The following is a 13997-nucleotide window of genomic DNA, read 5'->3' on the forward strand; positions in this document are numbered from 1 at the left end:
TCTCTAGCCCATCTTATAGCTTCAATTTTACCTTCTATTCCTCTATCTCCAAATCCACCTGGAACTAAAACTCCATCTACACCTGCTAAAACTTTTTCTACATCTTGACTTTCTAATTCTTCTGAATTAATCCATTTAATTTTTACATTAGTATTATTTGCAAGACCACCGTGATTTAATGCTTCTACAACTGATATATACGCATCATGTAACTCTACATATTTACCAACTAAAGCTATTGTAACTTCATCTTGTAAATTTTTAATTCTTTGAACCATGTCAATCCATTCTCTATTATCTATATCTTTACATCCTAAGTGTAACTTTTCACAAACTAAATTATCTAATCCTTCACCGTGTAACATTAAAGGAACTTCATAAAGATGTTCAGCATCTAAATTTTGTATAACAGCTTTTCCTTCAATATTACAGAATAATCCTATTTTATTTTTAATATCGTCTGATAATTCTTTTTCTGTTCTACATACAATTATATCTGGTTGAATTCCTATACTTCTTAGTTCTTTAACTGAATGTTGAGTTGGTTTAGTTTTAAGCTCTCCAGCTTTTCCTAAGTATGGAACTAATGTAACATGTATAAAACAAACATTTTCTGCTCCGACTTCGCTTCTTACTTGTCTTATTGCCTCTAAAAATGGTTGTGATTCTATATCTCCAACAGTTCCTCCAATTTCTGTTATAACAACATCAACATCTCTTTCCTTTGAAACTCTATAAACTCTTTCTTTTATAGCATTTGTTATGTGAGGTATTACTTGAACTGTTCCTCCTAAGTATTCTCCTCTTCTTTCTTTTGAAATAACTGACCAGTATATTCTACCAGTTGTTATATTGCTGTTTTGAGTTAAATTTTCATCTATAAATCTTTCATAGTGTCCTAAATCTAAATCTGTTTCAGCACCATCATCAGTTACGAAAACTTCTCCATGTTGGTATGGGCTCATTGTACCTGGGTCAATGTTTAGGTATGGATCAAATTTTTGAATACTTACACTTAATCCTCTGTTTTTTAATAATCTTCCTAATGAAGCAGCTGTTATTCCTTTTCCTAATGAATAAACAACTCCACCTGTTACAAATACATACTTAGTATTTTTGCTCATATCTCTTCCTCCTAATGTAAATTTATTCTTGACATCGTTCTTTATTTCATTTATAATGATAATTACCTCATTTAGAATGGGTTTTTTATTGCTTGTTTTAATAACATAGTAGATATTCTATCAAAAGTTAATGTAGAAGTCTAGTACTTTTTTTGTGTTTTTTTAATTTTTTATTTATAGAACGTTTACTATTTATATTTTGCTCATATTTAATAAAATTAATTATTAATATTTGAATTCATAAGTTGAAATTTTTTTCAGCTTTTTTTATTTTAAAAATAAATAACTTATAAAAATAAGGCTACACCTTTTGGTATAGCCTTATTTTTTATTTGAAGATTAGTCTTCTACTTTTATTTTCATATCAAGATTTGTTTTTATAGGTTCTTGTCCACCAGCTATTAGATGATATTTTATAGAGATATTTCCTCCATTTTCATTAACATCTAAATCTAACTCTTTTGTTGATGTCTTAAGCTCTAACATCCCATAAGGAGTATTATAAAGAGCTACTTGGGTATTATCCTTTTGGAATTCCATCTTTGTGCTGGTTGTTCCTTCTCTATGTAATACAACTTTATCGCCCTTTATCTTTAGAGTTGTTTTTGTCCCTTCCATTCCTGATATTTCAGTTTCATCATAAGTAGCTATAAATTCATCTCCATTAATAGAAAATTCTCCAACAGTTACAACTTCTATTTTTTCCTTTTCTCCAATATCTTGAGTACTACATATTGATATTATAGCTTTTTTACTCATAATAATATCCTTTCTAAATCAATTATTGATTTATCATATACTTTTTAAGTTCTTCATCTTTAAATGGAGTTATTGTTATTGTATTTATTTCTCCATTTTTCTCATAATTTATTTCAATAGCATCACTATCTTTTTCTTTACAATATCTTCCACATATTCTAGCAGCTGTTTCTAAATCTTCTTGATTAAATTCTCCTCTTAATATAACAGGAGCCCCAGTAGAATTTTTAGATGTTACTAAAATATCATCTTCTCTTTTAAACTTAACTATTTCTTTCCACTCCTCACCATTTCTAGCTACTATAACTTTATTTTTTGGTGATATTCTCATATGTCTACCATACTTAAGAACTTCAATTTCCTCTTTAGCTACTTTTTCTTGATTATCAAGTAAATCACTTAATCTTATTGCGTATCCAGGCTCTGTTAATTTACATCCTCCTGCTGGTGATGGATAATCAACTATATTCCACTTTTCAGCAAGCTCCATTTGAGCCTTTCTACTTCTTCCTGATATTTTCAATAATTTTTCTCTATCTACTAAGCCATTTAACTCCATCTCTGTAGGATCTAAATTTAAAGCACATAATGGTCTTAATATTTTTTCACTAAATCCTGATTCTTTTTTAACAGTATTTAACGCTTGTCTATTTTGAGACATTGGTCTTTGATTTAAAACTTCACCAGTTATTATAAAATCAGCGTCAAACTTTTTTAATAATTCTCCTGAATATCTCATCATCATTGCATGACAATCTATACATGGGTTCATATTTTTTCCTCTACCATGTTTAGGATCCTTGACCATTTCAAAATGTTCTTTTGAAAAATCTACTACCTCTAAAGGCATATCTATTTGCTTACACATTCTCTTCGCATTCTCTTCATTAAAGAAATAAGATTTAAAACAGATTCCTATTACCTCTATTCCTTGATCCTTTATTAACTTTGCAGCTAATATACTATCTAATCCACCTGAAACCATGGCTAATGCTCTAGTCATATCTTTTCCTCCTAAAAATTACTTTATTATCATATGTTAATTCTTTTATTTAAATAAATCAATTACCTTCAGTTCAAATTTTACGTTATTTTCTTTTTTATTAACACTCTTAAATTCTTCTTCTGATAATACATCTTTCATCTTTTTCTCTGTTTCATCATAGGCAACTTGTCCCTTAGTAACATCTATGAAGCATAATGGTGGAAACATAACACACCACCAATTTTGACCTTTTCCTTCGCCAATTAGTATTCTATAAGCCTCATATTCCCCTTGTGGTAAAACTATATTGCCATATTCCTTAACAGGAAAATTTTCTCTCGTTAATGTTGTTTCAACAGTATAATCAAATCCCTGTGATTTAATATAATCTTCAGCTATTTTTATAATGTTTTTATCTTCTCTTTTTAATATCTCCCTAGACTCTTCTAAACTTTGTGATTCATTTAATATAGGTGAAATATATTTTAATACCTCATCCTTAACATTAATTTTCAAGTCTTGATCTATATCACTATCACTATTGGCTAAAACATGAAATCTTATTAATTTTTCACTTATATCCTCAACAATATTTTCATCTATAACACCTAAAGCTTGTCTAGCATTCAAATAACTTCCTACTATAAATAAAGACATAAATCCTAAGAATAAAACTGATAATAATTTTTTCATACCAAACACCCCCTGATACCTTGATTATTACCATGGAGTATTTTTTTATACAACAAAAAATATTTTTTTAAAAATTATTACTGTTTATAGTTCTTGTTATGTATACATCTGAATATTTATATTTTCCTTTTAAAAATTCAAAGGCTCTTTGAGCTGTTAACATGTCATCAAAAAAAGCAAATACAGTAGGTCCACTTCCACTCATCATTGCCCCTAAAGCTCCACTTTTTCTCATATCTTCTTTTATATTTTTTAATATGGTATGCTTTTTTAGAGTTACATTTTCTAAAACATTTTTCATATTTTTTGATACATAATCTAAATCATCATTTTCCATAGCTTGAATTAACCCTTCTATATTAACATGTTTTCTTATTTTATTTATATCTAAATTTGTATAAACTTCTTTAGTAGATACACCAAAATTAGGTTTTAATACAACTAATATTTTATTTTCAAAAGGTTTTAAAGGTGTTATAATCTCTCCAATCCCTTCACATAAAGCGGTTCCACCTTCAATACAATATGGAACATCCGCTCCTATTTTTAGTCCTATTTGTTTTAACACTTCTAAACTAGCATTGATATTAAAAATCTTATTCATTATAACCAAAACTGCCGCTGCATTAGTGCTTCCTCCAGCCATACCTGCAGCTACAGGTATATTCTTCTTAATATTAATTTTTACACCATCTTTTATATTAAATTCATCTCTAAATAACACTGCCGCTTTGTATGCTAAGTTTCTTTCATCTGTAGGGACATAATGCTTATTACAAGAAATACTTATACTACTACCTTTGCTTTTTGTTATATCTATAACATCATACAAATCAACAGTTTGCATTATCATTCTTAGTAAATGATAGTCATCTTCTCTTTTTCCAATGGCATCTAAAGCTATGTTTATTTTCGCATAAGCCTTCATTTTCATATAATCACCCTTCTCACATTATTAAAAGCTAAATATAATTATATTATTTTCTCCTAAAAACATAAAGGGTTAATTAAAATAAAGAGAAATCTCCTAAATTCATTAGAAGATTTCTTAAAATACATCAATTATAAATTTACTTTTTTAAGCTCTTTGTTATCTCTATTTTTAAAGTCATTTATTATTTTATAAAGAGGCTCATAGTCTTCAAAAAACATTACTATTGTTTGCCCTTTAATAGCCTTCTTTAAGGTAGCTTTTAAAGCCTCTTCTTCTGATAAAATTATTGAAATATTTTTATCATCTTTAGAAGTCTTTCTTACACCTTCTAAAATCAAATTAGCTACTTCTCCACTTTTCTTTCCTCTTAAGTCCTTATCTTCTTTTATTACTACTGAATCAAAAAATTCTCCACTGATTTCTCCAACCTTAGTAATCGTAGTAATATCTCTATCTCCTGGAACACCAATTATTCCTGTTATGTTTTTAAAGCCTAAGTTTTTAAGAGAATTTATAACAGCCTTATATCCATCAACATTATGACCATAATCTAAAATAACATTCACTCCATTAACATCAAAAATATTAAACCTTCCTCTATTATCCTCTGCTGAAGATTTAAAAGTTCTAAATCCTTTTGATATTATACAGTAGTCCATATTTATACCAACTAATGCTGCACATGCTGCCATAGCATTTTCTATGTTATGAAGTAGTTTTCCATCCATAGTAAATTTCATTTCTTTTGATGTTGCTATCTTATATTCTTTTCCTCTATTTTTCACATATATAGTTTCATCCCTATAAAATACTATTGGATTTCCCTCTTCTAAATTCTTTTGTAAATACTCATTATTTTCATTCATTGAAAATAAAATTTTCTTACCATTTATTCTATATAATATATTTTTACTCCATTCATCATCAGCATTTAAAACTGCATACCCATCATTTTTAACTGCTTCACCTACTAAGGATTTAACAAATGATAAATCTTCTAAATCCATTATCCCATCTATTCCAATATGATCTTCTCTTATATTGGTTATTACTCCTACATCAGCTAGATTATATGCTAATCCTCGTTTTACCATTCCTCCTCTAGCTGTTTCTAAAACAGCTACATCTATTTCTCTATTAAGTAAAACTGATTTAGCACTTTCATAACCAGTATCATCACCTTGATGAATATATTTTCCATCTATCATAACACCTGATGTAGTTGTACATCCTACCTTATATCCCATAAGATTAAGTACATGAGATATTAATCTAACAGTGGTAGTTTTTCCATTAGTTCCTGTAACAGAAATTACTGGAATATTTTTATATCCACTTTTAAACATATTATTAAGTATGTATTTGCCTACATTTCTACTTTCACCAATAGTAGGATAATGATGCATTCTTATTCCTGGTGCAGCGTTTATCTCTAATATTATTCCACCAGTTTTATCTAAAGGCTCATCTATTGATTTTGCACATATATCGATACCACATATATCAAGACCTATAGCTTTTGCTGCTCTTTCACATATCTCTATATTTTCCTTGCATATTATATCTGTACAGTCCTCAGCACTTCCTCCAGTTGATAAATTTGCAGTTCCCCTTAAAATTAACTTTTCTCCATAATTTAAAATAGTTTCTAATGAATATCCTTTTTTAGTCAACCTACCTTTTAATTCATCATCTATTTTTATCTTAGTTAATGGTTTTTCATGACCCTCTCCTCTAAGTGGATCTGAATTTAAAGCATCTATTAAATCTTTTATGCTTCTTGTACCATCTCCAATTATGTATGGAGGTTTTCTTAAAGAAACTGCTACAACTTTATAATCAACAAGCAGAACTCTATAGTCATTTCCTACTTTAAATTCCTCTATCATAATCTCTTTATCTTTACATTCTTTTATAATTTCTGAATATGCTCTTAGTAATTCTTTTTCATTTTTTATATTTAAAAATACTCCACATCCTTTACTTCCCCACTGAGGTTTTAAAACGGCTGGATATCCAACTTTATTTATGACTTCTAAAAGCTGAATTGTACTAACAACCTTTTCCCCCTTAGCAACAGGAATACTTTGAATTTCTAACAACTCTTTTGTGAGCATCTTATCACAGGCAATATCTATTGCAATTCCATTTGTATTATTTCCTACAGTTGCACTAAATCTTTTTCCGGCTTTACCATATCCTATTTGATAAAGACTTCCATTTCCTATAGACATGACTGGTAACCCTTCTTCTTTAGCCGCATCACATATAGCCTTGGTTGAAGGACCAACCATTTCTTCTCTCATAACTTTTTTTATTATTTCTAATCTTTCATCAAAATTAATTTCTTTTTTGTTTATAATTGTATTCATTAAATCAACAGCTAACTCTGCAATTAAAAGTGCTGTTTTCTTTAATTTATACTCAAAAATTATATAATAAAAGTCCCCTTCTATTTCTCTTGCTTTACCATACTTTACATCTATACCTAACTTATTATGTATTCCTATTATTGTATGTTCACAAACATGAGCTAAATAAGTTCCCTCTTTTAATCTTTCTAAAAATCCACCCTCTATATCTATTCCGCATCTATGAGTATATAATTCTGGAACATATCCTAATAATCTTTCATTAAACCCATCAATACATTTTGTAGGTGTTTCACAATATCCTTCTAAGTCAACATCTAGTCTTATACAACTTTTATGAGAATAGATATTTCTTCCTTCAAAGATACGTTGATTATTTATCTTCATTTCTACTTCTTTCCTCCTCAAAAGGCACCCTAGTTTCTAAATTTAATTTTTTGCCTGATGTTAATACATGTAATTTAACATTGAAAATACTAAAAACCTCATCTTGTTGTTTCTCAGATATATTGCTATAAGTAATTTCTCTTCCATCTACAATATATACAGAGCCGCTTCCTATTACAGTTAATTCATTATCATTTATAACAATGGCTGTATCTTCATCTATTCCAATACCTAAAACCTCAGGATTTTGACAAACTCCAGCCAAAAGTCTTCCTATTCTTCCTCTTTGAGAAAAATGTTGATCTATTAAGGTGTTTTTTAAAAGCCCTAATCCACTAGACATATTCAAAGTACTCTTCTTAGGAGATTCCTCCTCTTCTCCACCTACAATCATAATATCACTCATAACAGATGCACCGGCTGAAGTTCCTACAAAATAACATCCTTCACAACTTCTTTTCTGTAAAGCATCGTATAAGTATGTACCTCCTATTAAACTTGTTATTCTTAGTTGATCTCCACCTGTAAAAAATATAACAGAGGCATTCTCAACTAACTCTAGATTTTTAGTATTAAAAGCCTCTTCTCTTTCAGTAATATGAAGTTCTTCTACCTTATTTATTCCCATACTTGAAAATATATTTTTATATTGTTCTTTTACAACATTAGGACACTCCGTGGCTATAGTAGCTATAACTAAATTTCCATCTGTTTCTTTTAATTTATCTGCAACAAAATTTAGTATTACTTTGTCTCCTTCTTTATCCTCTGCTCCTCCGATTATTATCAAGTTTTTCTTAATATTTTTTTTCAAAACTCTTCACCTCAAATCATGTATTTTTTATTTTTACCACATTTTATATATTTATTCATATAAAAAGAGCTTTGTAATTCAAAAATTACAAAGCTCTAAAAAATTATAATAATGCTCTACCTGGAATAATTAATTTATCTCCTTCATAAATCATATTCTCATCTTCTATATCATTAAGTTTTACTAAATCATCAATAGTTGTTTTATATTTTTTAGCTAAATCCCATAAAGTATCCCCATGTTGTATAGTATATATTGTTACAGATGATTTTTTTTCAACATTCTCTTCTAATTGTTCAATATCTTTAATATAATCTTTTTCAAATATATCTGAACATTTAGCATGGAAATACATTATAGCTTTTATTGCTATAGTATTTGCTTCTATATTTCCATTTAACTCCTCAATATTTGCTTTCACATCAAAACTCATGCCACTTTCAGCCTCTGGCATATCTAAAGCTATTTCAAAAGGAATTGTTCCACTTGCTTTACTTAATAACTTTTCATCATCAGTTATTTTATATATAGACTCAACATCTATATTACCCTTAATTATAATTCTTGAATCCTCAAAATAACTTTCCATATCTGAGATGTTACAAGTTGTATCTAAAACTTGCATAGCATCTTCTGTATCTTTTCCTAAATCAATATTTCCCTTTACTATAACCTCATTTGAATTTTCACTTACCCCCATATAAACATTACATTTCTCTCTTAAAGGATTAATATTTTGAGTTGGAGAGTATAAATCCTCTATTGTTTCAATAACCTCAACTTTTGATACTTTAACATTAGCATCCACAGTTAAATCCACATCTATTATTCTACTTTCACCTAAATCATTTTGAGAAATTTTTGCATTATAATCCTTAATCTCAAAATATCCTGAACAATCCATATCTGCATTTACACCTAAAACTTCTTCTTCATTAGATAAATATAAATCCTCTTCTAAGGATATTATCTCTCTTGAATCGTAAGCTCTATAAATAGCATTTATTTTAACTAAACAAGAAGCTTGTATTTTATCTTCACTTAATTTTATTTCTTGTTTGTGAACCATATAACTACATTTTATTATTTTACCTATTTGTGGTTTGTCCATTCCAATATTTATTGGTAATGCTCCACTCATAGAAGAAACTATATTAGCTATTGTTTTTTCTATATTTTCAGGCTTTTTCTTTATTTGAACATCTCCTAATCCATCTAAATCTTTTATAAAGTCTATTTTTTCCTCCTTATAAACCTTATACTTTGTTTTGAGTTTTCCTTCAATTTTTATCTTTCTTTCATTGATTATGTTCACATTGATATGAGCTAGATTACACTCCATATCACACATCATACTATGTTCAGCACCTGATATGTCAATAAAGCTAGATTTCTCCTCTTTATAACTAACATTATTTATTCCTAAACCTTCTTCTTCTCTAGCTAAATATATAACATTACATTCAACCTTATATACTAATAATATCCTCTCATTTTGAACCTCTTTGTTTATTATACAAACATTAGAGTTTACAGAAAGCACCTCATAAACATCTGGTTGAGTATCTGGTATTAAGTATTCTTCCTTAAACGGTATGTCTTCTGAATTTTCTTTTAAAATCTTTTCAAAGTCAAGACTCTCTTTTATAATATCTAAATTCACCATTTTATCCCTCCTAAATAATTTACTACTATAATATATATGTATGATAGTTTTATTATGATAATTCTTCCTATTAATTACTTAAATTAAATTTATTTGAATATTTAATATTTTACCTATTTTATAAACGTTTACATAATATTTTAAAATAAAATTAAAAATTTTCTTATTTTTTTCGACATTTTTATATAAAAAACTGTTGACATGTCGAAAAATATGTCGTATTATAAAGATGGTTATTGACCATATAACCTCTCATAAATTCTCAATACCCTTTTATACCATAGTTGAAAGATGGAAACCCACCATCTTTCTTTTTTTTTACCTTTCAAAAATACTATAAAATTCATTGAATTTTCCTAATTTATCTGTCTTTGTTTTAAGCTAGTATTAATTTAATATGGAACTTTCTAACCATATTAAAATAGAACAATCTATTTAAATCTCTAAAAATATATTTAATTGTCAATTTATTTTTATAAATAAAAAAGCCAACTAAGAAAAACTTCTTAGTCAGCCCTTTTATCTAACCAACAAAATCTAATTGAACTGTTTTTGTAAGTACATCTGAATAACTGTATGTCACTTTCCTTTGGGTGTCTTTTTGTAATCTAACTACAAAAATACTTGGGTGAACACTTTCTAGTATTCCTTCATTTTCTAAAATCTTTTTTCTTCCACCATTAGCTCTAAGCTTAACTTTTTCACCTACGTGGTCCTCAATGTTTTTTCTGATGGAGTTTAATGTAATTTTAGTACTCATCTTAACACCCTCTTTCTTATTATATATTATATACTAAAAAGGATGTTTTTTCAAATAAAACAAAATATTTTACTATATAATTCCCTGATTTGTCAATAAAAATATACTATATTTAATCTAAAACATTCAATTATATTATTTACAAAAAAACTTAAAATTATTCTTGATCAATTATATATGATGATTTAGGATATCCTTCTCTATATTTTCCTCTTGTTTGAAGTCCTCCAATTCCCTTTATTCCTGTTATTGTATTTTCTATAACATCCTTTATTGATACAATCTCATCAATTCTTGTGTAAGCTATTCTTTCACATACAAGTACTGGATCTAAACAATGTATTAAAACTCTGCTTGGAGAGCTAGCAAAATTAGCCCCTGCTTCTAAAATATTTTCATAACAAGATTGGCAAGCTCCTGCAAATATAACAAGTTCATCATAACTAGAATTATAACTTCTAAGCAGCTTAACTGAATCTATGAAATATTTTGAGTTTCTATAGTTATTTAAATCAAGCATTCCCTTTTTATCTTTTAAAACACCATCATGACCAGTTAAAACAACTATGTCTGGATTATATTCTTTTACTAGAGATAAAATTTTTTGAGGTTGTTCTTTTTCTGGTATTGCTACCCCAATAGCATTTAAGTTTAATTGTTTATAAACCTTTAAACAAGTTTCCATATATGTTGCATCACCATCTATGTGAAGTATTCTCCCAGGACGACCAAATACTAACTCCTGTTTATTATCATTTTTTCTAATATCCTCATCTAAACCTCTCAGCATATTTTTTTCACCATTTCTTTCTTCTCTACTTAAAATAACTTTATTTATAATATCATTAACCTTAGAATCAAAAGTTTTATCTTTATCACCAGCCATACTATCTTCTACTTTTTCTAAATCATCCTCTTTAGAATCAGCTATTATTCTAATATGAAGTCCCTTTAAAACATAAATTATTTTCCCATCAACTTCTTTTATATCTATAATTTTAAAAGTTACATCTTTATCATAAGACTTTCTAACTACAAAATCTCCAACTTTCATATGTTATCTCCTATTCTATTAATCCTAGTACATAATATGATTTCACCTTATCAATTGTGAGATTACGATTTTTATAAATACAAATCAACAAAATAAAAAACTCTCTTTTAAATGCCTTTTAAAATTTATATAAACTATTAATTTAAAACAAAGTCTAAAATAAAAATGGTGCCTATAAAATAGACACCTAAAAGACATTATCCTTCTTGATTATATTTTTCTTTAAAATCTGAAATAAATTTAACATATCTTTCTTTCTCATTAATTATGTTGTTTATCTTATTTAAAAATATATTTTCTCCCCACATAACTTCATTGTAATAATACCTATTTGCCAATCTCCAATATCTTTGTGGGAATAATAAGAATGCATAAATAACTTTATATTCCTCTTCTTTTAAAGGACTAACTGAATTGTATGCATCTAGTATTGCCTCTGCATATTCAATGTTCCAATCCACTCTCTTTAAAACCTTTTTCATAAAATTAGCTATGTCATATGTTCTGATTTCTCTTTTACAATAATCAAAATCTATTATATTTACTTCATTATCCTCCCCAATTATTATATTGTGATAAGTATAATCATGGTGGCAAAATACCTTTTCATTCTCAGCTTCATCACATAACCTTAAATATTCTGAACTGTTTAAAACTTTTGCCGCCCTTATAGCTAATTCTTTATAAAATTCTATGTTTGTTATATAAAGCAGATCAAAATCCTTCTTTAAATTTTTCTTTCTGGCCATCCCTCTCATTTTTTCAAGAGCTTTACCCCTCTTTTCCATTAGATATGGCCATCTTCCTAAATCAGTTTTAAGCTTAGAATTTTCAGGTGGATCATACCCTTTACTAGCTTCATGTAATTCTGCTAATTTAATGGTAGCTAACTTAACCTCATCAATATTAGTAAAATCACATTCCCTTCCACCTATCCAATTAGATAAAGTATATAAATCCTCATTTACTAATGCATATGGCTCATCTTCTGTATTTAAAAAATATCTATCTACATTCTTAAACCCATTTTGAGATAAATGCTCCTTAGCTCCATATACAAAAAGTAGTTTTTGAGTTCCATAATTTATTTTTTTTAAGCACCTTTCCCCCTTATTAGTTTTAAGATAAAAAACACCTTTTTTAGGCTTCATTTTTTCTATTTTCATATTAAATTGTCTTTCTATTTCAAATTCTCTCATCATATCTATTCACCCCCTACCATATTTATATGTCATAATACAGTGTTTTATTAACATTTTATTCCACATATAAATATAATAATATATATATTTTTATACTGAAAGGATTTTACTATGAAAATTTGTATAGATGGACGAGCAGCAACTCTTTATAGAGGAACTGGTATAGGAAACTACACATATCAAATAATAAATAATCTTAATCAAATAGATTTTTTAAATAATTATAATATACTTATTCCAAAAAATTCATCACTTAACCTTTCTAATAAAACTAATTTTACTTATTTAAATTCAAGTTCAAACACAGAAAAAAATTTTTGGGAATTTATAAATATCCCTAATCCTAAAGAAAATATTTTAGGAGATGTATATCATATCCCTCAAAATGGTATAGGCTTGTCAAAACCTCAGGATATAAGAACTGTAATAACCCTTCACGACATAATACCAATTAAAATGCCTCATACAGTTAGTGATACCTTTTTAAGAATATTTAATTCAAACATACATTCAATATTAGATAATATAGATGGAATAATCACAGTATCAAATTATTCTAAAGAAGATATAAGCAAAACTTTTTCTTATCCAAAAGAAAAAATCTTTGTCACTCATTTAGCAGCAGAAGAAATTTATAAACCTTTAAATAAATTTCATTGCAAAGAATATATAAAAAGTAAATATGGCATAGATAAAGATTTTTTATTATATGTAGGTGGATTTAGTCCTAGAAAAAATATTTTAGGTCTTATAGAAGCTTTTAACTTAGTAAAAAATTCTCATAAAAAAGATTTGAAATTAGTAATAATAGGAACAAAAGGACCTTCCTATGAAATATATAAAAACAGGGTTTGTGAATTAAATTTAAATTCTTCTGTTATATTTCCTGGATTTATAGATATAAATGATATGCCTATATTCTATAGCGCTTCTAAAGCCTTAGTTTATCCTTCTTTTTATGAAGGATTTGGATTACCACCATTAGAATGTATGGCTTGTGGAACTCCTGTAATAGCTTCAAATGTGACATCTATACCAGAAGTTTGTGAAGACTCAGCTCTTCTTGTAAATCCATCTGATATTGATGAATTAAAAGAAAATATATTGATTCTTTTAAATGACTCTAAATTTTATTCTATGATGATTCACAAAGGACTTGCTCATTCTAGTAAATTTAACTGGAAAAAAACAGCCTATAAAACCCTAGAAACATATGCTGAAATAAAAAAATAAAACTTTATATTAAA

12 protein-coding genes are annotated in these 13997 nt (G+C 27.6%); 1 reads left to right on the top strand and 11 read right to left on the bottom strand.

Annotation, left to right across the window (positions count from 1 at the left end; genetic code table 11):
• The 11 genes from pyrG to Q1J60_RS05400 form a co-directional block, all read right to left on the bottom strand.
• On the bottom strand, positions 1 to 1124 hold a 1124-nt coding region (gene pyrG, locus Q1J60_RS05350; RefSeq protein ID WP_300259347.1), incomplete at its 3' end, for a CTP synthase.
• 339 nt (positions 1125 to 1463) lie between these two features.
• A complete protein-coding gene (locus Q1J60_RS05355; RefSeq protein WP_060795523.1) occupies positions 1464 to 1883 on the bottom strand; it encodes a YwiB family protein in 420 nt (139 codons plus the stop codon).
• Between the two features lie 22 nt (positions 1884 to 1905).
• Positions 1906 to 2886, bottom strand: coding sequence for a tRNA 4-thiouridine(8) synthase ThiI (locus Q1J60_RS05360; protein ID WP_300259349.1), 981 nt, complete (start codon positions 2884 to 2886; stop codon positions 1906 to 1908).
• A gap of 45 nt (positions 2887 to 2931) precedes the next feature.
• A complete protein-coding gene (spoIIR, locus tag Q1J60_RS05365; RefSeq protein ID WP_300259351.1) occupies positions 2932 to 3561 on the bottom strand; it encodes a stage II sporulation protein R in 630 nt (209 codons plus the stop codon).
• Positions 3562 to 3628: 67 nt separating this feature from the next.
• Complete coding sequence (gene ispE / locus Q1J60_RS05370; RefSeq protein ID WP_300259353.1) at positions 3629 to 4495, bottom strand: 4-(cytidine 5'-diphospho)-2-C-methyl-D-erythritol kinase; 867 nt, start codon at positions 4493 to 4495, stop codon at positions 3629 to 3631.
• A gap of 128 nt (positions 4496 to 4623) precedes the next feature.
• Positions 4624 to 7254 (bottom strand): cyanophycin synthetase, encoded by a 2631-nt coding sequence (gene cphA, locus Q1J60_RS05375; protein ID WP_300259355.1) that lies wholly within the window; start codon positions 7252 to 7254, stop codon positions 4624 to 4626.
• Positions 7241 to 8068, bottom strand: coding sequence for a cyanophycinase (locus Q1J60_RS05380; RefSeq protein ID WP_300259357.1), 828 nt, complete (start codon positions 8066 to 8068; stop codon positions 7241 to 7243). Before Q1J60_RS05380 ends, cphA begins: the two co-directional genes overlap by 14 nt.
• A 103-nt stretch (positions 8069 to 8171) precedes the next feature.
• Entirely contained in the window at positions 8172 to 9734 is a 1563-nt protein-coding gene (locus Q1J60_RS05385) for a DUF3794 and LysM peptidoglycan-binding domain-containing protein (RefSeq protein WP_300259359.1), read from the bottom strand.
• Between the two features lie 523 nt (positions 9735 to 10257).
• Positions 10258 to 10494 (bottom strand): Veg family protein, encoded by a 237-nt coding sequence (locus Q1J60_RS05390; protein WP_300259361.1) that lies wholly within the window; start codon positions 10492 to 10494, stop codon positions 10258 to 10260.
• A 157-nt stretch (positions 10495 to 10651) separates the two neighbouring features.
• Complete coding sequence (gene yabG / locus Q1J60_RS05395; protein ID WP_300259363.1) at positions 10652 to 11548, bottom strand: sporulation peptidase YabG; 897 nt, start codon at positions 11546 to 11548, stop codon at positions 10652 to 10654.
• Positions 11549 to 11745: 197 nt separating this feature from the next.
• Positions 11746 to 12750: a CotS family spore coat protein gene (locus Q1J60_RS05400; protein WP_300259365.1), complete on the bottom strand. Its 1005-nt coding sequence runs from the start codon at positions 12748 to 12750 to the stop codon at positions 11746 to 11748.
• A 111-nt stretch (positions 12751 to 12861) separates the two neighbouring features.
• On the opposite strand from Q1J60_RS05400, the gene Q1J60_RS05405 reads away from it, so the two are divergent.
• Positions 12862 to 13983 (top strand): glycosyltransferase family 4 protein, encoded by a 1122-nt coding sequence (locus Q1J60_RS05405; RefSeq protein WP_300259367.1) that lies wholly within the window; start codon positions 12862 to 12864, stop codon positions 13981 to 13983.
• Positions 13984 to 13997 lie beyond the last annotated feature (14 nt).

Origin of the sequence: Clostridium sp. (assembly GCF_029258205.1) — a bacterium.
GTDB lineage: Bacteria > Bacillota > Clostridia > Clostridiales > Clostridiaceae > Sarcina.